Origin of the sequence: Paenibacillus sp. MMS20-IR301, assembly GCF_032302195.1 — a bacterium.
In the GTDB taxonomy this organism is placed as follows: domain Bacteria; phylum Bacillota; class Bacilli; order Paenibacillales; family Paenibacillaceae; genus Paenibacillus_AQ.
Window position 1 is genome coordinate 6,288,877 of record NZ_CP135275.1, and the last position, 22,130, is coordinate 6,311,006.

18 protein-coding genes are annotated in these 22,130 nt (G+C 54.2%); 13 read left to right on the plus strand and 5 right to left on the minus strand.

Translation table 11 applies throughout. The features are described 5' to 3' along the window. Positions 1-186 precede the first annotated feature (186 nt). Genes LOS79_RS26950 through LOS79_RS26960 form a run of 3 tightly spaced genes read left to right on the plus strand, consistent with a single transcriptional unit; the run spans position 187 to position 3,711 of the window. Complete coding sequence (locus tag LOS79_RS26950) at positions 187-2,049, plus strand: ABC transporter ATP-binding protein (RefSeq protein ID WP_315413727.1); 1,863 nt, start codon at positions 187-189, stop codon at positions 2,047-2,049. Further along, on the plus strand, positions 1,979-2,659 hold the full coding sequence (locus tag LOS79_RS26955) for a response regulator transcription factor (RefSeq protein WP_315413728.1): 681 nt from the start codon (positions 1,979-1,981) through the stop codon (positions 2,657-2,659). The genes LOS79_RS26950 and LOS79_RS26955 overlap by 71 nt, the downstream gene beginning before the upstream one ends. After that, complete coding sequence (locus LOS79_RS26960; RefSeq protein ID WP_315413729.1) at positions 2,656-3,711, plus strand: sensor histidine kinase; 1,056 nt, start codon at positions 2,656-2,658, stop codon at positions 3,709-3,711. The genes LOS79_RS26955 and LOS79_RS26960 overlap by 4 nt, the downstream gene beginning before the upstream one ends. Here LOS79_RS26960 and LOS79_RS26965 read toward each other — a convergent pair. The 3 genes from LOS79_RS26965 to LOS79_RS26975 form a co-directional block, all read right to left on the minus strand. Continuing rightward, on the minus strand, positions 3,704-4,447 hold the full coding sequence (locus LOS79_RS26965) for an SDR family oxidoreductase (protein WP_315413730.1): 744 nt from the start codon (positions 4,445-4,447) through the stop codon (positions 3,704-3,706). The two genes, LOS79_RS26960 and LOS79_RS26965, sit on opposite strands and share 8 nt — an antisense overlap. 19 nt (positions 4,448-4,466) lie before the next feature. Next, entirely contained in the window at positions 4,467-5,066 is a 600-nt protein-coding gene (locus LOS79_RS26970) for a TetR/AcrR family transcriptional regulator (RefSeq protein WP_397386697.1), read from the minus strand. A gap of 120 nt (positions 5,067-5,186) precedes the next feature. Next, positions 5,187-6,665 (minus strand): aminotransferase-like domain-containing protein, encoded by a 1,479-nt coding sequence (locus LOS79_RS26975; protein WP_315422470.1) that lies wholly within the window; start codon positions 6,663-6,665, stop codon positions 5,187-5,189. Positions 6,666-7,013: 348 nt separating this feature from the next. On the opposite strand from LOS79_RS26975, the gene LOS79_RS26980 reads away from it, so the two are divergent. The 4 genes from LOS79_RS26980 (at position 7,014) to LOS79_RS26995 (ending at position 11,158) form a co-directional block, all read left to right on the plus strand. Next, a complete protein-coding gene (locus tag LOS79_RS26980) occupies positions 7,014-7,625 on the plus strand; it encodes a LysE/ArgO family amino acid transporter (RefSeq protein WP_315413732.1) in 612 nt (203 codons plus the stop codon). 190 nt (positions 7,626-7,815) lie between these two features. Then, positions 7,816-9,195: a helix-turn-helix domain-containing protein gene (locus LOS79_RS26985; RefSeq protein ID WP_315413734.1), complete on the plus strand. Its 1,380-nt coding sequence runs from the start codon at positions 7,816-7,818 to the stop codon at positions 9,193-9,195. 364 nt (positions 9,196-9,559) lie between these two features. Continuing rightward, a complete protein-coding gene (locus tag LOS79_RS26990) occupies positions 9,560-9,739 on the plus strand; it encodes an aspartyl-phosphate phosphatase Spo0E family protein (RefSeq protein ID WP_315413735.1) in 180 nt (59 codons plus the stop codon). 96 nt (positions 9,740-9,835) lie between these two features. After that, positions 9,836-11,158, plus strand: a complete 1,323-nt coding sequence (locus LOS79_RS26995) for a helix-turn-helix domain-containing protein (RefSeq protein ID WP_315413736.1) — start codon at positions 9,836-9,838, stop codon at positions 11,156-11,158. A 196-nt stretch (positions 11,159-11,354) separates the two neighbouring features. Here the strand turns inward: LOS79_RS26995 and moaA are convergent, their stop codons facing one another. Continuing rightward, positions 11,355-12,356, minus strand: coding sequence for a GTP 3',8-cyclase MoaA (moaA, locus tag LOS79_RS27000; RefSeq protein ID WP_315413737.1), 1,002 nt, complete (start codon positions 12,354-12,356; stop codon positions 11,355-11,357). A 380-nt stretch (positions 12,357-12,736) separates the two neighbouring features. Here moaA and LOS79_RS27005 point away from each other — a divergent pair, with 380 nt between their 5' ends. Together LOS79_RS27005 and cls are read left to right on the plus strand one after the other, a co-directional pair. Further along, the gene (locus LOS79_RS27005) at positions 12,737-13,432 is read left to right on the plus strand and encodes a TorD/DmsD family molecular chaperone (protein WP_315413738.1); all 696 of its coding nucleotides are present in this window, start codon (positions 12,737-12,739) and stop codon (positions 13,430-13,432) included. 196 nt (positions 13,433-13,628) lie between these two features. Next, positions 13,629-15,137, plus strand: a complete 1,509-nt coding sequence (gene cls, locus LOS79_RS27010; RefSeq protein WP_315413740.1) for a cardiolipin synthase — start codon at positions 13,629-13,631, stop codon at positions 15,135-15,137. 64 nt (positions 15,138-15,201) lie between these two features. On the opposite strand, the gene LOS79_RS27015 is transcribed toward cls, so the two are convergent. After that, positions 15,202-16,746 carry a phospholipase D family protein gene (locus LOS79_RS27015; RefSeq protein ID WP_315413741.1) on the minus strand — a complete coding sequence of 515 codons (1,545 nt, stop codon included), beginning with the start codon at positions 16,744-16,746 and terminating at the stop codon, positions 15,202-15,204. 276 nt (positions 16,747-17,022) lie between these two features. Between LOS79_RS27015 and LOS79_RS27020 the strand changes: the two genes are divergently transcribed. The 4 genes from LOS79_RS27020 to LOS79_RS27035 all read left to right on the plus strand — a co-directional run bounded on the left by LOS79_RS27020 (position 17,023) and on the right by LOS79_RS27035 (position 22,128). Then, positions 17,023-17,952 carry a MerR family transcriptional regulator gene (locus LOS79_RS27020; protein WP_315413742.1) on the plus strand — a complete coding sequence of 310 codons (930 nt, stop codon included), beginning with the start codon at positions 17,023-17,025 and terminating at the stop codon, positions 17,950-17,952. Between the two features lie 255 nt (positions 17,953-18,207). Further along, positions 18,208-19,758: a phytoene desaturase family protein gene (locus LOS79_RS27025; protein ID WP_315413743.1), complete on the plus strand. Its 1,551-nt coding sequence runs from the start codon at positions 18,208-18,210 to the stop codon at positions 19,756-19,758. Then, positions 19,755-21,278: a phytoene desaturase family protein gene (locus LOS79_RS27030; RefSeq protein WP_315413745.1), complete on the plus strand. Its 1,524-nt coding sequence runs from the start codon at positions 19,755-19,757 to the stop codon at positions 21,276-21,278. Before LOS79_RS27025 ends, LOS79_RS27030 begins: the two co-directional genes overlap by 4 nt. Continuing rightward, on the plus strand, positions 21,271-22,128 hold the full coding sequence (locus tag LOS79_RS27035) for a phytoene/squalene synthase family protein (RefSeq protein ID WP_315413746.1): 858 nt from the start codon (positions 21,271-21,273) through the stop codon (positions 22,126-22,128). Before LOS79_RS27030 ends, LOS79_RS27035 begins: the two co-directional genes overlap by 8 nt. Positions 22,129-22,130: the final 2 nt, after the last annotated feature.

The following is a 22,130-nucleotide window of genomic DNA, read 5'->3' on the forward strand; positions in this document are numbered from 1 at the left end:
TACAAACCAACTTTTATACGGATTTACAAATCAATGGTAAAGAGCGGAGAGAAGAGGAAGAAAGCAGTCCAGTCTGCAGGGCTCAATTTAACTTGAGTTTAAATTACACAGGTATTCTGAGGTCAAAGGCGGACACAGGATGCCTACTAAGCCTGATAACATTCTGCCGGAAAAGGGGGATTTTCTATGAATAAGACTCAAAGCCCGCGTAAGCCGGGGGCGGCAATGAAGCCATTTTTGAAGTTACTGCACGAAACCAAACCATCCTATCCTCTGCTGGCGCTGGCGCTTGGCCTCAGTATGATTTCAACTCTTGTGGGTCTCGTTATTCCGATGTTCACGAAGAATCTGGTGGACGGCTTCTCTCTGGCTTCCGTCAGCAAGCTGCAGATTGCGGGTATTGCCGCGGCCTTCATCGCCCAGACGATTGCCGGCGGAGTCTCGATTTATCTGCTGAATGCTACAGGACAGAGAATTGTCGCCGGACTGCGGGACCGGCTGTGGCGCAAATTCCTGGTACTGCCTGTCTCCTATTATAATGAGAACCGGACAGGAGAAAGTGTCAGCCGCATGACTAATGACACGGGAATTCTTAAGACGCTGATCTCGGAGCATCTGGCCAGCCTGTTCACCGGGGTAATCTCTATTGCCGGGTCGATCTCCGTACTGCTCTATCTGAACTGGAAAATGACGCTGGTGCTGTTCACGGTCCTTCCGCTCTCGGCGCTGATACTGGTGCCGCTGGGCCGGCAGATGTACAAAATATCCAAGGGTACACAGGATGAAACGGCAGCCTTCACGGCTACGCTAAGCGGTGTGCTGTCCGAGATCCGGCTGGTCAAAGCCTCCGGGGCTGAGCAGAAGGAATACGAGGCCGGACGCAGCGGGATTGTGAACCTGCTGTCCTTCGGGATCCGCGAGGGTAAAATCAGTGCGATGATCAGTCCGCTGGTCTCCTTTGTATTCATGATGCTGCTTGTAGTCATCATCGGCTATGGCGGCATGCAGGTATCCTCAGGCGCGCTGACCGCCGGTGAGCTGGTCGCCTTCATTCTGTATCTGATTCAGATTATTATGCCGCTGACCCAGCTGACGCAGTTCTTCACCCAGCTCCAGAAAGCTAAGGGGGCTTCCGAACGGATTATCGAGACGCTCGCAGCCGAGGAAGAAGTGTATGACGGCGTAGAGGAGGCTCATGAGGACGGGCCGGTTACGGTTGATGAGCTCAGCTTCAGCTACAAGACGGGCGAGAGGGTGCTGGATAAGGTAAGCTTTACAATGCTGCCCGGTCAGGTAACGGCAATTGTTGGTCCAAGCGGGGGCGGTAAAACTACATTGTTCTCCCTCCTGGAGCGCTTCTATGAGCCGCAGGGCGGAGTAATCCGGCTGGGCGGCAAGCCGGTATCACTATTCTCCCTGAAATCCTGGCGGGGGCGGATCGGCTATGTCTCACAGGAAAGCCCTCTGCTTGCCGGCACGATTGCCGAGAACCTCGGGTACGGGCTGGACCGTGAGATCAGCAAGGAGGAGCTGCAGCGTGCAGCGGCTATGGCTTACGCCGACCGCTTCATTGAGGAGCTTCCCGGCGGCTATAATACAGATGTTGGTGAACGCGGCGTGAAGCTGTCCGGCGGACAGCGGCAGCGGATTGCCATCGCCAGGGCACTGCTGCGCGATCCCAGGATCCTTATGCTGGATGAAGCAACTTCCAGTCTGGACAGCCAGTCTGAAGCTGTTGTGCAGAAGGCGCTGGGCAATCTGATGCAGGGGCGGACCACGATTGTCATCGCCCACAGGCTCGCTACAGTGGTGAATGCGGACCAGATTATTTTCATGGAGAAGGGCCGGATTACCGGCAAAGGCACACACGAAGAGCTGCTGCGTGATCACGCGCTGTACCGGGAATTTGCGGAGCAGCAGCTGCAGATGAATACGCCGGAGCTTCCGGGCAGTGGCATAGAGGAGGGTTCAACAGGTTATGGCCAAAATACTGGTAGTGGACGACGATCCGCATATCCGCGAATTGGTGGGAGTCTTTCTGAGGGCTGAGGGCATGGAAGAGGTATATAGCGCTGCTGATGGTCTGGAGGCGCTGCGGCTGCTTGAAGAGACAGGGGCGGATCTGGCAATCATTGACGTCATGATGCCGAATATGGACGGCTGGGAGCTGTGCCGGGAGCTGCGCAGACACTATGACTTCCCGATTCTGATGCTGACGGCTAAAGGCGAAACCTCGCAGATTGTCAAAGGCTTTGAGCTGGGGACAGACGACTATCTGGTCAAGCCGTTTGAGCCGCCGGTGCTGATCGCCAGAGTCAGGGCGCTGCTGAAGCGGTATCAGATTTCGGCAGCCCAGAGCGTAACGGTCGGCAGCCTGCGGATGAACCGCAGAACCTATGAGATTGTTTGCGGCGACAGCCAAATCACATTGCCGCTTAAGGAGTTCGAGCTGCTGTTCAAGCTGGCCAGCTATCCGGGGCAGACGCTGACGCGCGACCGGCTGATCGAAGAGATCTGGGGGTATGATTTCGAGGGCAATGAACGGACGCTGGATGTGCATGTGGGGCGTCTGCGTGAGCGGTTCCCCCGGGACAAATTCGGATTCGCCATCCGTACCATCCGGGGGCTAGGCTACCGGCTGGAGGGGGGAGCAGAATGAGCAGGCTCTGGACGGCACTTAAGGTAATTGCCAATTTTGCCGGCGTACTTACCGTACTCTTCCTCTCCTGGAACGGAAGCTATTTCGGATCACGGCTGCTGGTGCAGCACTTCGGCTGGTCGTTCCCGGATTACGGCTATCATATGCTTATTATGGCCATGCAGGTCGTGCTCTTTATTTGCATCGGAGGGATTATCGCCTTCGCAACCCGCGGCCAGGAGCACCGGTTCTATATGCCGATTCTGACGGCCATGCAGCAGATTTCCAAGGGGAATTTCAAAATCGAACTGGAGAACAGCAAGCAGTACCGGCAGTTCGGCGGTATTGTCGAGGGAATCAATGAGATGGCCAGCGAGCTGAGCCGGATGGAGACGATGCGCCAGGATTTCATCTCGAATGTATCGCATGAAATCCAGTCACCGCTGACCTCCATCCGCGGATTCGCTGCCGCACTTCAGGATAACAGCCTCAGCCCGGAGAGCCGCAAGCATTATCTGGATATTATTGAAGCGGAGAGCCGCCGCCTGTCCGGCCTGAGTGATAACCTGCTGAAGCTGTCGGCGCTGGAGGCGGAGAGCTTCCCGTTCGAGCGTAAGCCCTACCGGCTCGACAAGCAGCTGCGGGAGATGATTCTGGCTTCAGAGCCGCAGTGGCTCGGCAAGGAGATTGAGGTGGAGGCGGAGCTTGCAGAGACTACCGTAGTGGCTGTAAAAGATCTTCTAAGCCAGGTATGGACCAACCTGCTGCATAACAGCATCAAATTCACGCCGCAGGGCGGAGTGATTACGGTCTCACTGCGGATGACAGAAGAGTGGATTGAGGTGGAGGTTAAAGACAGCGGAATTGGTATTGCCGAAGAGGACCTGAAGCGGATCTTTGAGCGGTTCTATAAGGTGGACAAATCCAGAAGCGTTACCAGCGGCGCCGGCAGCGGCCTGGGCCTGCCGCTGGTGAAGAAGATTGTTGAACTCCACGAAGGAAGCATACAGGTAACAAGCCGTCCCGGTGAAGGGACGGCTACAACAGTCCGGCTGCCGCCCAGGGTCAGATGAATCCGCCGTTGATGCGGATCGTCTGTCCGGTGATCCAACCGGAGTCTGTACCCGCCAGGAAGCTGACAGCACCGGCGATATCCTCGGGCTCGCCCAGACGTCCGAAGGCGTTGGTCTTCTTCAGCCCTTCCAGCACGGCTTCGGATTTCCCCTCCAGGAACAGATCTGTAGCTACCGGCCCCGGGGCAACGGCGTTAATGGTGATGCCCTTGCTGCCGAACTCCTTGGCAAGCTGGCGGGTGAATTGTTCCACCGCTCCCTTGGTACCGGCATAGATGCTGTAGGCCGGGAACATCAGACCGACGACCGAGGTGGAGAAATTAATGATCCGCCCTCCCTGCTCCAGATGGAAGAAAGCCTGCTGGCAGGAGAAGTAGGTTCCTTTAACGTTGATGGCGAACTGCTTGTCGAACTGCTCCTCGGTAGCCTCGCCAATCAGGGAATTCAGCATAATCCCCGCATTATTAACCACAATATCAATCTTTCCGTATAACGCCTTGGTATCCTTGAACAGCTGTTCAATCTGCGCAGGTTTGCTGATATCTGCCTGCAGGGCTGCGGCTGTTCCGCCTGCAGCCTGAATGGCCTGCACAGCTTCCTCAGCCTGCTTCGGGCTGTTAGAGTAGTTAATAATGACCGAAGCCCCCTGCTCCGCCAGCCTCCCGGCGACAGCCCGCCCGATTCCCCGTGATGATCCCGTAACTATAGCCACCTTGCCTTGCAGTGATAGTGTCATTCGTGTGTCCTCCTTAAGTTTATCGCGGTGAGAGTCCCTGCTCCAGCAGTGTCCAGAGCTGCCTGAATTGCTGCCTGATCTCCGGGCTGCGCCATTCATAGGCATGGGCCGGATGGTGGAAGCGGGCTGTGGCATAGAAGACAGAGCGCGCGAGTATCGCAGCATCCGTATTTCCCGTAATTTGCTGCTGTTCTATACCTCTATTGATAATCATGCTGATCTGGTCCAGAATCCGTCCGATATGTGCTTCGATCAGTCCGGCAGATTCCTCTGTGACGGCGGCGTACATTTTGAACATCTCGCTGTCCTGCGCGGCATATTGGTACTTAAGCTCAGAGAGCTCGGCCAGATATTTGCCCAGGTGCTCAAGAGCATTCTCCGGGACTGTCCCGGCGGTCTCGCTTAGCGGGGCTACGATCTTCTCCTCCAGCCAGCGTTCTGTCACAGCCTCCCTAAGAGCAGCTTTGCTGGGAAAATGCCTGTATAGCGTTCCGTGGCTTACGCCCAGCAGTTTGGCTACATCCGTAACCGAGGCCTTGTCCGGCCCGTACCTGCGCAAGGTTTGCTCTGCGGCATTCAGTATTTCGGTTTTGCTCAAAAAAGGTCCTGATTTATTCACGGATTAAATCCCCTTCCTGTGAAAAAAGTCTAGCATAAACAGAAACAAATAACAAATAATATTATTTGTCATTTGTTTCTTGGACTGGCTTGAGAATATTCGTACTCCTAAATTAACGGGTTATCTGATTAATTCAGCCAGCAGGGCAATTCCGCGCTCCAGCTCTGCCGGGGAGGCGTAGGCGTACGAGAGCCTGAGATGACGGGCATCGCTGCGGTCATAGAGGTCGCCTGTGTTGAGCAGCAATCCGGCCTGGAGTGCTGCCGTGAAGAGCTTGCGCGGAGCCGCGGGACGGTGCAGGGTCAGCCAGATATAGAAGCCCCCGGCCGGAATATTCCAGCTGGCAAGACCCGTGCAGTGAACGGCCAGCAGCTCAAGCAACAGCCTGCGCCGTTCGCGGAGTCTGCTGCGCAGCACCTGAAGATGCTCCTCATGATAGCCGCCCTCCAGCCAGCGGGCTGCGGCCAGCTGTGACAAGGAGCTTGCGCCGTAATCGGTCTGCATCTTGATATCGGCCAGCCGCCGGACTACCGGCTCCGGGCCGACAATCCAGCCGATGCGCAGGCCGGGGCTGGCCGCCTTAGACAGTGTGCCCAGATGCAGCACCCGTCCCTCGCGATCCAGCGCCTTAAGCGGGGGCGGCGGCGGCGTATCCAGCCACAGCTCCTGATAGGCCCCGTCTTCGAGAATGGGCAGACCCAGGCTGCCCGTAATCTGCATGAGCTCGCTGCGCCGCTGCTCATTCATCAGAATCCCGGTGGGATTGTGGAATGAGGGGATGCTGTAGAGCATCGCCGCCCGGCTGCGGACAGCCTCGGCGGCAAGCTGCTCCGGGATCAGCCCGTGCCCGTCCATAGGCAATCCGCTGAATTTCACTCCGGCAGACTGGAAGGCATGAATGGAGTAGAGATAGGAGGGCTTCTCCAGCAGGATAGTCGAGCCCCGCGGCAGAAGCCCCAGTGCAATAAGCTGCAGCCCCTGCAGCGCCCCCGAGGTGATGAGGATGGAGGCCGGATCGGCAGTAATGCCGGTTGCCGCCAGCGTCCGGCTTACCGCAGCGCGCAGCCCCGGATTGCCGAGCGGCTCCTCATAGGACAGCGGCGGAAGCTTCTGCCGGGAGAGCCCGGCCAGCACCCGGTTTATTGCCGGGCCGGGCAGCAGCTCCGGGGCAGGCTCACCGGTGCCAAGCCGGATCAGCCCGGGCTCGTACTCCAGCCTGTTGATGTCCTGCACAGTCGGCAGATTAGGATAATAGCTGCCTTCCTCCACATAATCATTCCAGTTGCCGGCAGGCTGAGCCTCATCCTGATCCGGAACGGCTGCGGGGCCGGCAGGGGAACGGACTGCGGCTCGTCCGCCAGCGATTACAGTTCCGCCGCCCCGCCTTCCTTCAATCAGGCCCAGTGCAGCCAGCTGCCCCAGAGCCGTCACTACGGTGCTGCGGTTGACGCCAAGCCGGCGGGCCAGCTCGCGCTGCGGGGCGAGGCGCATGCCGGCAGGCCAGGCTCCGCTGCTGATCTTGCCCAGGAAGTAGGCCGAGATCTGGCTGTGCAGCGGCCGCGGTGAGGCAGGGTCAGGCGCCCAGGCTCCAAACGGCACGGAAGCGGACGCGTGCTCCTGTTTCTGCCGGAAAGAGGAAGATTCAGTGCCAGCAGGCGGATGCTCTGGCGGGAATTGTTGTGTCACAGGACCGGCTCCTCTTAATTGAAATATAAGACCTCTTCTTGCTATTGAACTTACGAATGTAACCTGGCGGATGCAACCGGCTTCTTTCCTAAAGTGTACCATGATTTACTTTGATTCTTTAAGCTTGGTTGGGAGTAAGGAAGGTCATTTGGATGGTTACGGCTGCTGCTGCAGCAGAGTACGATCAGTTAGTGCCGGCAAGGGAACAAATAATGCCTGCTGCCGGCGCCATTTCATGGCTTGGATAGAGGGGGAAATATAATGGCAGAAGCCATCGTGCATGGTATTATATTGGCCTTTGGGCTTATTTTGCCGCTGGGCGTGCAGAATATATTCGTATTCAATCAGGGGGCGCAGCATCCGAGGTTCCGCAGCGTACTGCCGGTTGTGTTAACGGCATCCTTATGTGACACCCTGCTTATCGGGGGGGCCGTGGGCGGTGTCTCGCTGGTGATTGTGTCCCTGGACTGGGTCACCCCGGTGATATACAGCGCAGGGATTCTGTTTCTTCTCTTCATGGGCTGGAGAATCTGGCGCTCTGCTCCGGCCACCGCCGAGGGGAAACGCCTGTCACCGAAAGGACAGATAGCCTACGCACTGTCGGTGTCGCTCCTCAATCCGCATGCACTGCTGGATACAGTGGGTGTTATCGGGACAAGCTCACTGCAATATGACTCAGCGGAGCGCTGGGTGTTTGCGGCAGCAACGGCGGCAGTCTCCTGGATCTGGTTTCTCAGTCTTGCCGCCGCCGGCCGGATACTTGGCAGGGTGGATTCAAGCGGCCGGATCATCCGGGGATTAAACAGCGTTTCAGCCCTGCTGGTCTGGGCGATCGCTGTGTATATGGGAGTTCAGCTGTGGAGGGTATTTTGAGCCTGTCAGGCCATATTCCGAAGCGTTTGGCAACCCGGTTGCCAAACTGTTCACGAAACTTCACACTTTCATTATTTATCTGAATCTAGTCTATTGACCAATGGAATGCCAACGCCTACTATTACAGATATAAACACAAAGTTCTAAATACTGGTATTATAAAGGTGGTGTTTCATTGGGGCCGACAGCCATGATTCGAGATCAGCTAGCGAACTATTTATCCCTACACGGGATGTCTATCAATCAATTTGCTATAAGATCCGGCATTAATTCCGGAACATTAAGCCGGATTATTAATGGCCATCAGCCGATTGCCATGAGCCATCTGGAATTAATTACTGCGGGAATGGGGGTGAGCGAGGATTATTTTTACAGCCTGTATGTAGATGAATGCTTCTTTCACTCGGCACCAACCTGGCGGCGGCTGCGCCCGTTCATTATCCGTTGTGCCGAGCTTGGGCGTATGGATTGTATCGAGCGTTTGGTACATAACCTGCTCGATAATCTCACCTATGTTCCTCTTCTGTTTGAAGTAGCCGAAGGGCTGTTCAGGCAGGGACACTTCCAGGCAGCTGCAGTGCTCTATGAGAATGTGAGCGCCAGCGAGAAATATCAGTATTCCGAAAGGCTGGCTACCTGCCAGTACCGCCTGTTCCGGATTGCGCTCGGGAATGACCAGAATACGAATCTGCGCGCGGCAACCTTGTTTGAGAGCTATATCCCGCGTCTGGATGAGGCGGAGCAATTGGATGCTTTGAAGGATCTGGCTAATGTATATAACTCACTTCACAGATGGAATAAAGTTGATGAGCTCGCCAGCGAGTTGCACCGGATTGCCTCTATTCAATACGAACTTCAATACTCGTTGCACCAGAACCGGAAAGTGTACAAGCAGTCATCAAGGCCGATTTATGGATATATCTTATATTCTTATCTCTTAAGGTCTTTAGTCTGCGAAGAGCAGGGGGATTATGCTGAGGCTCTAGAGCTTGTCAGTAAATATGCTGATGGCAGCTGGATTCGGGAACAAACGGATGAATCCAGACAGACAATTGCCCAGTTTCAAGAGTGGGCAATTGCGAATAATTACCTATACCGGATTCTGAATGGTTGTCATGATGTCTTAGCAGAATATGTGGAATATATTTCGGTTAGAGAAAGTGAGATCTTTACCGGAGTATTCAAAATTATTCAGGCTGCAAACGAATATGCCTGGGATATAGATGATATTCTGGAGCAATTCTCGGACTACCTGCCATTTCGGACATATTCTACGATTCTTGGCGACTACAATACGCAAGTAACAGCAGATCATTACGCACAGTTTCTTATAGAATTTGCTACCTATCTTCTAAATCATAAACGGAACGAAGGCATACAGGCTATATTGCAAAGCCTGGAATACTCTATCAAAATCAACAGTGAAGGAAAAGTTATTAAGTGTATAGATTTGTTTGAACAGCATCGTGACAAAGCGAATAATGAACAAAAGCAACAATACAAAAATTCTATTAGTGAGGGGCGAAGTCATTATGAAAAGAAAAGGGATATTATTTCTAGTTATGTGTAGTATGGTTGCTCTGCTCATTGCTCCTGTAGCGTACGGGGATCCGGTTATTGGGACAACTGTCACTACCTCCACACCAACAGTTCAACCCTTAGGGCACGGCAGTGGCGGATATTAAATAATAGTTCAACCAATGGGACATGGTGCTGGCGGATTATAAGCCTATGGGGACAATTATTGTAGAACCTGTATGATTTCAACAATATTAAGATTCCGGCGTTCCTGCTAACTCAGGAGCGTCTTTTTTATGAACAATTTCCGTAGTTATGCGCATTTATTGTCCTGTTTCAGCAGGTGATGCACCCAGGCTAATATTTTATAATTTTACATAAATATCTATAATATTGCATGAGGAGGCGGAATTTACATGTATAATCCGGCAAGTGTCAGAATTCGTATTGAAAGGGCAAGAAGCAGGCTCCACCAGCTGCAGACCCGGCATGGGGGATTTGGACATCCGGAGGTGCTGCGGCAGTCTGTTGTGCTGGACGAACTGCTCAATACTTATGATAATGTTTACCGGATTAAGAAAAGGCCGCCTGCGTAAGCTGATCTCGGGATTAAGTGAAATAACGGGGCATTTGAACGGATGCCTTAAAGCATCGGAAATGAACGGGAAGCGTGTGAAAAGGATGATTATAGAGTGAAGCATACAATCAAAATCCGGGACGAAATTGCAGCTTATCTCTCGGAGCATGATCTGTCCAATAATCAGTTCGCCATCATCTGCGGGATTCATTCCGGTACGCTCAGCCGGGTTATGAAGGGCCAGCAGGCGCTGGCGATGAACCATCTTATCCGGATTACACGGGCCATGGGGCTTGCAGAGGATTATTTTTACGGTAAATATGTAGATGAAATTATGGTTGATTCCGCTCCTACGTGGCGGCGTTTGCGGCCTTTTCTGCTGCAATGTGCTTCACTCTCGCGCCTGGACTGTATTGAAGCCATCGTACAGAACCTGCTGGATAATCTTTTGTATGTGCCGCTGCTTTTTGAGGTAGCCGAGGAATTATATCAGCAGGGACACTTACAGGCTGCGGCCTTAATCTATGAGAATGTGGGGGCCAGTGAGAAATATCAGCATTCCGAACGGCTGGCGCTCTGTCAATATCGTTTGTTCTTAATGGCTCTCGGCGACGATCCGCACAATAATCTAATTGCGGCCGTCTTGTTTGAGAATTATGTAAGTAAGCTGGATGAGCTGAATCAGCTGGATGCCCTGAAGCAGCTGGCGCATACGTACTCTTCTCTTCATCAATGGCAGAAGGTAAGCGAACTCGCCGATGAGCTGCTCCGGCTGGCTTCGCTGCAGTATCAGCTGCTTAAAGGCGGCAGCCGCACAGCGGATCATGGGCGGGTCGCCCAAAGACCGGTGTACGCATATATTTTGTATGCCCAGCTTCTCCGCGCCAATGTGCTTGAGGAATGCGGTGACCATAAAGCTGCTCTGGAACTGATTCCTGTATATATGGACGCAGGCTGGATACGGGAAGATGATGAAGAGGCCAGAAGGATTATTGCGCAATATCAGGTTTGGGGGACAGCAAATATCTATTTAAACCGGCTGATGGACGGACAGATTGAGGTGCTTGACGAGTATGTTGAATACATCTCGGTCCGGGAAAGTGAGATTTTCACAGCCTTATCCAAAATCGTCCAGTCCGCTAACCGCTACAATTGGAATGTGGATTCTATTCTGCGGAGATTCGCGGCTTACATTCCCTACCGGCAATATTCCAGTATTTTCGGTGTAAGCAACAAACTGATAATGAACGATAATTATACCCGGTTCTGCAAAGAACTGGCTGCTTATTACTTGTCACGCAGGCGTTACAATAATGATGATGTCAGCATGCGGGGTGTAGACCTGTCCGTCAAACTCGACAATACCCAGAATGTGATCCGGGGGACCTTGTCCGTGGATTTCGAAATTCTTCTTTCCGATTCCACCTGGCTTAATTAAGCGTTGATAACGTGGAGTATACTACCTTGAACTATAAAATACCCCCACAAAGTGGGGCTTCCGCTTCGAGGTTGACTCAGGTACTTTGCGTGGACCCCGAAACATATACATTCTAGTCTTTATAAAAAACGGCTGAGATTCCTCCGGGAATGCTCAGCCGTTTCTGTTTGTGCCGGCAGATGATGGCGGGCGGCAGTTAGCCGCCGATCTGTGACATCCGGCGGGTGGTAGGGGTATGGCTTTGCGCCTTCCGCTCCAGCGCCAGCGCCATTTCATGATTATGCGGCTTGTTGCCCAGTGCCTGGCGGAACAGTGCCTGTACCGCAGCCGGATCGCTTATCAGCGGACGCACATTATATTCATCTGCCCAATAGAGGCAGGCCTTGATATTACCGTCGGCGGTGAGCCGCAGCCGGTTGCAGTTGTCGCAGAAATGCTCGCTTACCGGATGAATCAGTCCGAAGGTACCCTTGGCTCCGGCAACCCGCCTGTTTTGCGAAGGGCCGTTGCCGGAAGGCATGTCGGCTTCCTCGGTGCTCCAGCCGGCTTCATTGCATGCTGCTACTACAGTTTCGAGCGGAAGGTAGGTCTGCCGCCAGGCATCGCTGCTGCTGCCGATCGGCATATATTCAATAAAACGTACATTCAGCGGGCTGTCCAGCGTTAGCGCGATGAAATCCTTAATCTCATCATCATTTATCCCCTTCATCAGCACGACATTGAGCTTGATGGGGGAGAGACCGGCAGCCTCCGCAGCTTCAATGCCTTTCAGTACTTTGATTACCTCGCCCCCGCGGGTAATCATAGCGAAGCGGTCCTGCCGCAGGGAGTCGAGGCTGATGTTCACCCGTGACAAGCCTGCCTGCTTCAGGGATGCGGCCTTCATGGGCAGCAGCAGACCGTTTGTGGTCAGCGAAATATCGTCAATGCCCGGAATAGCGGCGATCATGGAGACCAGCTTCTCCAGCTCCCTGCGCACCAGCGGCTCGCCTCCGGTCAGCCGGACCTTACGCAGTCCGAGCGGTGCCAGCGCCTGCACTACGGCGGCAATTTCCTCATAGCTCATAATCTCGTCCTGCGGCTGGAATTGCATTCCTTCCGCAGGCATACAATAAATACAGCGCAGGTTGCAGCGGTCTGTAACCGAAATCCGGAGATAATCATGCAGGCGTCCAAAAGGGTCCGTCAGCGGCTCCATGGCGTTGCTCCCTTCATCTGTGAGGTTTTGCTTTAAATTTTAGTGAATATCCTTTTCGCAGTCAATCTTCGGGTACGGAAATCCGGTGGAATCAGCAGCTCAGAAGGAGGGGGAAGGCTTTATAAACGGACAAACTGAATCATATGCGGCACAGAATAAAAGGCCCAGGCTAATTTTGACAAATGTACGACAATTTCAGGGAATGGTCATAGAATGCTCACCGAAAGCGCTTTACATTTTCGATATAATTTAAGTGCGGAAGATTACAACTTTATAACCTATCACTTTTGCGAAGAGCACAGCTATGATACCGGAACGCTCAGGCGGCAATCCGAGGGGATGCCCCGGCGCCCGGCAAACCAATAGGGAGGATTTGCAAAATGACTATACCTACAGTTCCATCACTTGTCGTGCCGGAGGCGTTCAGCCGCTGGTTGGAGAGTCGGGGATTAATATATCAGCTGCTTGTTGATTTCTATGGAAGAAAACCATCGCTTTCCCTGGTCGCTGAATGGAGAGGCAAACGCGAAATGAGCTTTGCTGCGGAGATGACCGAAGGCGGGCGGGAGATCAAGCGGTACCTGTGCAGCCAGGAGCCTGCAATGTTACGTTCCATCTGCGAGAAGGAGAAGCTCGAATATACACGCCTGATGAATGAGCATGCGGTCAGCCCTTTCGTAGCCCGTGAAGCGGCTCAGCTGGGCCGTGAGGAAGAATTCTGCAATGTGATTTCGGATGTATATGCTTCGGCGGGAGTCGTCTTCAAGAAATGCGGCGGCGAAGCTGATGATCATATTGCCATTGAGCTGGAATTCATGGCGGTTATGCATGAACGGATGCTGTATAACAGCTTCTCTATCCGCAGCGCGATGGAGCTGCTGGAGATTCAGGAGAACTTCCTGGAGGAGCATCTGCTGAAATGGACGCCGCAGTTCTGCAAGAAGCTGAATGCTGCGACCGACAGTCCGTTATATCTTGGACTCAGCCATATGCTGGAGGAATTCCTGCCGCAGGATCTGCATATGCTGCGCGCCTGGAAATCTTCGCTGGAGAGCAGCGCGGCAGCAATGGTGTAATATCTGAAGCAGCAAGGCGCCCTTCGAATTTAGAAAGGCGCCTTATTTGTGTTGTAATTTGCCTCTGCATAGAGGTTACAGTTTTGTAGCTATTTCAGTTTAGACAAGGATTCCAGTAGGAAGAAACCGCTTCTTCGTGTAATATAAAAATGTGTCATTTTAGTGATGAACGGCGAAACGAGAAGGTAGGTTGTATATGAGAAGAGGACTGCAGGCTATAGTTATCATAGGGGCTTTGCTGGCTTTTTACTATTTTGGATTCGGGATTTTCGGCAGCACGGCCGGGACGGTTATCAGTATTTTTTCCACGCTGACCGTCATCTCCATCGGGCTGGGGATTTTCATGGAGAACCGCAATCCGTCGACAACGATGTCCTGGATTCTGCTGCTGGCCCTGATTCCGGTGCTGGGACTCGTCTTCTATTTCCTGTTCGGGCAGAATGTGTTCAAACGGCGCAAATACGACAAGAAAGCCCAGCGCGATCTGATGGCCTATGAGCGGATTGAGAATGATGCCCTGCGCATGCATCAGGACTGGTCCGTGTTCAGTCCGGCGCGCCAGAAGCTGATTGGTTTATCACAGCGGCTGGGACGTACACCGATTTCCTTCAGCTCGGAGACGCGGATTCTCACCAACGGCGAAGAAACCTTCGGCACGCTGCTGCTTGAGCTGCGGCAGGCGCAGCATCATATTCATATGGAATATTATATATTCCGGGCGGATCATATCGGTACGCGCATTCAGCAGATTCTGATCGAAAAGGCGCGCGCAGGGGTAGCTGTCCGGTTCATGTACGATGCGGTCGGCAGCATTCAGCTCTCCAAGGCCTTCCTTAAGGAGCTGAGCGATGCCGGAGTACAGGTGGCCGCATACGGCAACTCAACCTCCTTCTTCTCCAGCCGGGTGAACTACCGGAACCACCGTAAGATCGTGGTCATTGACGGTGATGTCGGATTCATGGGCGGACTTAATGTCGGGGACGAGTATTTGAGCCGCAGCAAGACTTACGGCTTCTGGCGCGATACGCATATGCTGCTGAGAGGCGAGGCGGTGCGGACGATGCAGATTATTTTCCTGCAGGACTGGATGCATACCACCGGCGAGAAAATACTGGAGCAGGATTATCTCTCCCCGCAGCTGCGGTTTACAACCGGAGACGGGGCCGTGCAGATTATTGCCAGCGGGCCGGATAATGAGCGGCGTGCGCTGAAGAATATCTTTTTCTCCATGATCACCTCTGCGGAGAAATCGGTGTGGATCGCCAGCCCCTACTTCATCCCCGATGAGGACATCCTGACCGCCCTGCGTGTGGCGGCAATGTCAGGTCTGGATGTACGGCTGCTATTCCCGGCCAAACCGGATAAATGGCTGCCGTTCCTGGCTTCGCACTCCTACTTTCCGGCGCTGCTGGAATCCGGGGTGAAGATCTATGAATATGAGAAGGGCTTTATTCATTCAAAGCTGCTGATTGCCGACGGGGAGATCGCCACGATTGGCACAGCCAACATGGATATGCGCAGCTTCCATCTTAACTTTGAGGTGAATGCGCTGCTGCTGCAGACCGAGAGCGTCTCGCGGATCGTCGCGGACTTCGAGCGGGATTTGCTCTCCACCCGGGAGATTATCCATGAGACCTTCATGGATAAGCGGCTGCTGGAGCGGCTGCTGGAATCGGCCGCCCGGCTGATGTCCCCGCTGCTGTAACTGAACAATATAAGACCGCCGGAGAAGCAGAGCTTCCGGCGGTCTTTTTTTGCAGGAGGAGGATTCAGAATGTGGTAAATCCGAGACGGGTCTGCAGCCGGTAGATGATGTATTTCAACCAGGTGATTTCGCTCTGATAGTCCTCCAGCGGCAGGCTGTACCGGGCATCCTCGTTGTTCCACAGACGGGTGAAATAGCTTTCTACTTCCGTATACAGCGGCTGATCCCGCGGAACGGATACAAAGAGATTGTTCTCAAGATTATAGTCATCCAGATTGCGGGCCGTGAAATTGGTTGATCCGCCGAGGACGATGGAATTGCCTGACGCTTTGGCAATGAACATCAGCTTGCTGTGATATTGCTCCTGGCCTGTGTTATACCAGCGGATGGCAATCCGGCCATTAGAGCGCCGGTTCAGATCCATGGCTACCGGACGGTTCGGAATGCCGATCTTGTCCCGGCCGAAGGCGTTCTGATTCGGATCGAGCAGCAGCCTTACCTCGGCTCCGCGTTTGTCAGCGGCAAGCAAGGCGTCGATAATCCGGTCATCTGCCAGATAGAACATGCCCATCCAGATGATATCGCCGCGGCCTGCTGCACCGAGGCTCTCCAGCGCGGATGTATATACTTTACCTTCGGTCAAATAACGGACTTCCAGCGCAGCTTCTGGGGAGGAATTAACCTCCTGCCGGAATTGGGGCGGCTTGCTTAATAGCGGGCCTGCCCCCGACAGATCGGCTGCAGCCTGCTCGCTCTGCAGAATGTCTGCCAGTATAGGACCCTGCACTTCGAGGGCAATATTGGAATGATAGGCGCTGGCGTCATGCACATTCCCGGAGGAGATGAGGGCAGTGCTCTCGCTGAGCACTACCTTGCGGTGGTTGGCTTTGACATTCAGCAGCTTCAGATAGGAACGCGCCGTAATGTCCGGTCCGCCGCTGGCCATCAGATTCGGAATCCAGCCCCGGCCGGATTGGCCGAACCACTGGATGAAGGTACGCCAGACTGCAGAGTAGGCCGGGGTTGAATCGCGCAGATCATCGACATCGGTCATAACCACCCGGATCCCGGCGGCTTTCATATCCTCCAGCAGCTGATTGGGGGCAGAACCGTAATTCGTATTTACCTCATCGGTAATGAAGGCGATCTCCATTCCGGGATATGCTGATTTCTGGGCAATAAGCTTATCGGCCAGCTTCCGGCTCACCGGGGGAAACTGCTGGTCAACATGGGTATAATCATTGAACAGAAACAGATCGATGACGAGGAATTCTCTGGAGTCCTCTACAATCTGCAGGATCCGCGGAAGAATCTGCTCCTCCCTGACAGCGGCCCCGCCAGCGTCCTGATAAGTCAGATCATGCCAGAAGTCGACGCTGCTCACCTTATACAGGGGACTTTCTGCGGACAGGCCGGGCGGCAGCGGTTTATGGGTCTGATACAGCATCACACCGGCCAGCCATAGAAAGAGCAGCAGGAAGGCTGTCATTACCTTGAAGCGGCGGGGCCGGAGAACACGGGATTTCCGCTTGCCGGGCGGCTTAACCGCACCGGAAGCTATAGTTAGCTGTGATTGTTCGGATGTAATGGAGCGGCTGCCTTGCATCATGAATTAGTCCTCCTGGGGGCAGAGCCAAGCAACACTTCCTTGGACTCCGGCATGGTAACTATTTATTAACGCCCTCCGGAGAGAAGTGAAGCAGCTGGCCCGCAATTATCCGGATGGTCTATTGTTGCTGGAATCACTGAATTTATACGGAATCGCTGCTGCGAAACGGGCTGCACAAGCCCTGATGACATAAGACACCAGCAATTGTATAATGAGTGTAAATAATTTGTATAAGGTTTGAATATTCAAAGTATTCAGTGTAACTAGGAAAAGAGAGTGAGAACCATCGTGTATTCCATCAAACAGGTCGTCGAAATGCTCGATATTCCTTCGGTTACTCTGCGGGCATGGGAGAACAGATACCAAGCTGTCGTTCCGGAACGTACCGAATCCGGCTACAGGCTGTACAGCCAGGAGAATATTGAGGACCTTCGCTGGTTGAAGGAACAGACGGAGAAGCAGGGTATCAGCATCTCCCATGCCGTGCGGATGCTTAAGCTGCAGAGACAGAAGCAGCTGGAGGAACGCCTCACTGCAGCAGGCGGAGATTCCAGGGATGCCATCGACAAGATGAAGCAGCAGATCTATACAGCATTGTACGAGATCCAGGGCGAGCGGGCAGATGCGTTAATCGACTTCGGTTTCTCATTGTACGGGTATGAAGCTATGGTGCATCAGGTGCTTGTGCCGGTACTAATCAGGGTGGGCGACGCCTGGGAAGCAGGAACAGCAACGGTAGCCCAGGAGCATTATATGACGCATATGGTCTCGAACCGGCTGTCGCAGTTTTTTCATGTGTTTCCCGTTTATGCGCATTTGCCGAAGGTGCTTGCCTTCTGTCCGGCAGGGGAGCATCACCAGGTCGGACTGCTGCTATTCTCCCTTTTTCTGCGTAAAAACGGGGTTGAAGTCATCTACCTGGGAGCCAATACGCCCGAAGAAGGCGTCCTGAATATGCTGGAGAAGCAGAGCCGGATCGGAGCGGTCTGCCTTTCGGTTACCGATAGCGGACTTGTGCCTTACTGTGAAGGGTTGTTTGAACGGCTCAGCCGCAGCTATCCGGAGATGAAGTTTATTGCCGGAGGTAAAGGTTATGAGACGGCGGAGCCGGAGGTTACCAAGGCAACCTACAGGATGAGCGGGGCTCCAGAGCAGTGGCAGGCCTGGTATGACCAGGAGTTTGCCGGCATGCGGCAAGGAATGTAGCTGAGGCTGGAGCTGTAGCCGGGAATTTAATAGACAGTAATATTTTAGAATCGACGGGACCCTCCTGCGGGCGGCCTGCCGGTTCTTTTTTTATGCCGGTAGAAGCATATGACCGAATTTATGGAAGCCGGGGTGAAGACATTTACACGGCGCTGCAAAGCCTGTATGATATTTGTATCATTATTGTATAGTTCTTGTATAATGTTTGAGAGCTGTTATTGGCCTGCAGATCGACAGGGAGAAGGAGGAAAGGGCTTGACTGGACCCAAACGTACCGCGAAAGTTGCAGTGATTGGCGCAGGACCGGGAGGACTGGCCGCAGCTATGCTGCTTGCCGCCGAAGGATTTGCAGTGGACCTTTACGAGAAGCAGGAGACGGTTGGCGGAAGATCGGGGGAGCTCAGACTGGGCAGCTACCGGTTTGACCGGGGCGCTACCTTTTTGATGATGCCGCATCTGCTGGAGGAGCTGTTCGCTCTGGCCGGGCGTTCCGTGCACGATTATGCTGTATTGAAGCCGCTGGATCCGCTGTATTCGCTGCATTTCGGAGATACCGTATTTACCCCCTCAACGGATCAGAAGCAGACTGCCGAGGAGATTGAGCGGCTGTTTCCCGGCAATGGCAGCGGCTACCGGCGGTTCATGGCCGACGAGGGCGATAAGCTGGAGCGGGTGATTCCGCTGCTGCAGCGTCCGTTCCAATCCGTAGGCGATTATATGAAAAAAGATGTACTGCACGCGCTGCCTAAGCTGAATGCCGCAGATAATGTGTACAACCGGCTGTCGCGGTATTTTGATGATGAACGGCTGCGTTACTCGTTTACTTTTCAGGCGAAATATCTTGGCATGTCACCCTGGGAATGTCCCGGCACATTTACTATCCTCTCCTACATGGAGCATCGTTACGGCCTGTACCATCCGGTGGGCGGAATTAACCGTGTTCTGCAGGCGATGGCTGAGGTCATTCAGGAGCATGGCGGGCGGGTGCACACTTCAAGCGGAGTACAGCGGATATTGGTCAAGAACGGGCATGCCGCGGGGCTGCTGCTGGAGAACGGAGACAAGGTGGATGCGGATTATGTTGTAATCGGAGCAGACTTCGGCTCAGCGATGACGCAGCTGTTCGAGCCTGGCATTCTGAAGAGATATACCCCTAGTAAACTGGCCCGTAAAAGATATTCCTGCTCAACGGCCATGCTCTATCTGGGCGTCGATGGAGAGGTGGAGCTGGATCATCATTCCGTTCATTTCGCAGCAGACTACCGGCGTAATGTCGAGGAGATCACTAAGCTTGGGGTATTATCCGAGGATCCCTCCATCTACGTCCATAATCCGTCAGTGACCGATAAGACGCTGGCACCGCCGGGCAAGTCCTCGCTCTATGTGCTAATGCCGGTTCCGAACCTGCAGGCCGGAGTGGACTGGCAGGAGGAGGGAGCCGGGGTTGAAGCCCAGATGATGGAACGGCTGCAGCAGATTCCGCAGCTGGCCGGGCTGAAGGCAAGGGTAGAAGAGCGGCTGTTCTTCTCGCCGCTGGACTGGCAGAGCAAGCTGAATGTATATAACGGTGCGACCTTCAATCTGGCGCATAATCTCGGGCAGATGATGCATCTGCGGCCGCACAACACCTTTCAGGAGGTGCGCGGCATCTGGCTGGTCGGAGGCGGAACCCATCCGGGCAGCGGCCTGCCGACAATCTTCGAGTCGGCGAAGATCAGTACGCGGCTGCTGCGGGAGCATGACCAGGCTCTGCACGGCAGATTCACCATGCGGGCCGGCGCTCCCGGTGCGGGGGTTCCGTTATGAGCCGCGTTGCGATTGTGGGCAGCGGAATCGGCGGACTGACCGCAGCGCTGCTGCTTACCCGGCAGGGGCACGAGGTTGTAATGTATGAGCGTGCTGCACAGGTAGGCGGGCGTGTCGCTTTTGAAGAAGAGGCGGGCGGCTACCGGATTGACCAAGGGCCGACCATCGTACTGCTGCCGGAGATGCTGCTGGATATTCTGGAAGAAGGCGGTTTGCCGCGCAGCAGCCTTACGTTGCTGCGCTGTGATCCGCTCTACCGGGTTCACTTCCGGAGCGGCCGCACCTTGACCAAATATGCCGGAGCTGCGAAGCAGGCAGAGGAGATTGAACGGCTGTACCCCGGAGAAGGCAAAGGCTTTCTGCGGTTTATGAACGACATGTCGCTGCTGTACCCGAAGGGCAGGGCTTCGTTCCTTGAAAGGGGATATAGAAGCAAGCGTGAGTTCTTCAGTCCGGGAAATCTGGCACTGATGATCCGCCTGCGTGCATACAGAAGCCTGCGCTCAGCCATCGGGCAATATTTCCGGCATGAGGAGCTCAGGGACGCGTTCTCCCTGCAGAGCCTCTATATCGGCGGTGCGCCCTTCCGCACACCGGGAATCTACACGATGCTTCCCTATGCGGAGCATGCCTTCGGCATCTGGATGGTGAAGGGCGGGTACGGCAGGCTTCCGCAGATTATGGCCCGGGAGCTGGAAAGCCGCGGAGTGCCGATTCATACCAGCACAGAAGTAGAGTCGCTGATCGTAGAAGACGGGCACTGCCGCGGGGTGGCCGTTCAAGGCAGGCAGATTTCCTATGATGCCGTGCTGTATAACGGTGATTTCCCGCATGTGGAGGCATTGCTTCCGGCTGGTCTATTCCAGCAGGAGAGGAGTGCTGCCGGGATTGCGGCTAAGCCGGGCGGTGCGCCTGACAAACGGCTTCCGCGCGGAAGCTACAAGCCTTCCTCGGGCTGTCTGCTGATTTATGCAGGGGCAGCCAAGCGGTGGCCGCAATCTCAGATCCACCAGTTTTTTCTGCCGGACAGCCTGAACCAAAGCCTTCACGAATTGTTTGACCGCGGGCAGGTTCCTGCAGATTCTTCTTATTATGTATTTAATCCGGTAGTGCTGGATGACAGTGCGGCTCCGCCGGGAGAAAGTGTGCTGTATTTCCTTATTCCTGTTCCGGCTGTGCCGGATAAGGATTGGGAGCATATCGCTGAAGCATTGGCTGATAAAGTGCTGCGGGATGCCGAAAGCCGGGGTTTTCCGGGGCTAACAGCCAGTATAGTCTGGCGGAGGCTGAGAACACCGGCGGATGCCCGGAAAGAAGGGCTGTTCGGCGGCGGCAGCTTCGGCATTGCCCCGCTGTTAAGCCAGTCGGGTGTATTCCGGCCCCAGCCGAAGCCTTATTCCATAAAAGGGCTGTATGCGGCAGGCGCATCCGTGCATCCCGGCGGCGGGGTACCGATTGTTATGCAAGGCGCAAAGCTGGCAGTCCAAGAATTGATAAAGGAGATGAGCGGTCATGAATGAACGGATATTGCAGCAATGTGAAGAATTAATGAAAAAGGGGTCCACTTCATTTCATAAGGCATTTGATGTTCTGCCAAGCCCCAGGCGTGAAGCAGTACATGTTATTTATGCCTTTTGCCGGATTATTGATGACAGTGTGGATGAGCCCGGCCAATCGCCGTACAGCATTCATGAACTGATGGCGCATTTCAGCAACCTGGAGCAGGCGGAAGGCCATTTTATCTGGCCGGCGCTGCGCTGGCTGTTCAGCAGCTTCCCGCAGCTGCGGCAGGAGCCGTTCCAGCTGCAGATGGAAGGCCAGCTCAGGGATCTCTCTTTTACCCAGTACCAAAGTATGCAGCAACTGGAGAGCTATTGTTATCTCGTGGCCGGGACTGTCGGTGAGATGCTGCTGCCCGTTCTGCGCGAGGACCAGAATGAAGCTGCGCAGGCTGCAGGGATATCACTGGGCATCGGCATGCAGCTAGTCAATATTATCCGCGATGTCGGCGAGGACCTGCGGCGGGGGCGGAGATATGTGCCGCTGGAAGTGATGGAGAGGAACGGCTACAGCCAGCAGGAGCTTGAGAATGGAGAAATCAATGAGCAGTTTATCGCTGTGCTTCATGAACTCAAGGCAGAGGCGCTTAAGCAGTTTGAAAAAGGCCTGGTGAATGTGCATACGTATCCTTGGGAGAGCGGTCTGGCGATTGAACTTGCAGCCTCCTTCTATGCCGCCATTCTCGATGCTGTGGAGGCGGACGGCTATGACGTATTCCGCAAGCGGTCATATGTCAGTGATGAAGCGAAGCTCCGGCTGTTCCGGCGCGTGGTAGTACGCTACACCGGTGTACAAACTGTGGTGGTGTAAGC

What these genes read in the sequence shown, in the direction of transcription:
- LOS79_RS27035 (WP_315413746.1), top strand. Translation starts at nt 21,271, where the DNA reads ATGAATGAACGGATATTGCAGCAATGTGAAGAATTAATGAAAAAGGGG.
- LOS79_RS26965 (WP_315413730.1), bottom strand. Translation starts at nt 4,447, where the DNA reads ATGACACTATCACTGCAAGGCAAGGTGGCTATAGTTACGGGATCATCA.
- LOS79_RS27005 (WP_315413738.1), top strand. Translation starts at nt 12,737, where the DNA reads ATGACTATACCTACAGTTCCATCACTTGTCGTGCCGGAGGCGTTCAGC.
- LOS79_RS26960 (WP_315413729.1), top strand. Translation starts at nt 2,656, where the DNA reads ATGAGCAGGCTCTGGACGGCACTTAAGGTAATTGCCAATTTTGCCGGC.
- LOS79_RS26985 (WP_315413734.1), top strand. Translation starts at nt 7,816, where the DNA reads ATGATTCGAGATCAGCTAGCGAACTATTTATCCCTACACGGGATGTCT.
- LOS79_RS26955 (WP_315413728.1), top strand. Translation starts at nt 1,979, where the DNA reads ATGGCCAAAATACTGGTAGTGGACGACGATCCGCATATCCGCGAATTG.
- LOS79_RS27015 (WP_315413741.1), bottom strand. Translation starts at nt 16,746, where the DNA reads ATGATGCAAGGCAGCCGCTCCATTACATCCGAACAATCACAGCTAACT.
- moaA (WP_315413737.1), bottom strand. Translation starts at nt 12,356, where the DNA reads ATGGAGCCGCTGACGGACCCTTTTGGACGCCTGCATGATTATCTCCGG.
- LOS79_RS26990 (WP_315413735.1), top strand. Translation starts at nt 9,560, where the DNA reads ATGTATAATCCGGCAAGTGTCAGAATTCGTATTGAAAGGGCAAGAAGC.
- LOS79_RS27030 (WP_315413745.1), top strand. Translation starts at nt 19,755, where the DNA reads ATGAGCCGCGTTGCGATTGTGGGCAGCGGAATCGGCGGACTGACCGCA.
- cls (WP_315413740.1), top strand. Translation starts at nt 13,629, where the DNA reads ATGAGAAGAGGACTGCAGGCTATAGTTATCATAGGGGCTTTGCTGGCT.
- LOS79_RS26980 (WP_315413732.1), top strand. Translation starts at nt 7,014, where the DNA reads ATGGCAGAAGCCATCGTGCATGGTATTATATTGGCCTTTGGGCTTATT.
- LOS79_RS26950 (WP_315413727.1), top strand. Translation starts at nt 187, where the DNA reads ATGAATAAGACTCAAAGCCCGCGTAAGCCGGGGGCGGCAATGAAGCCA.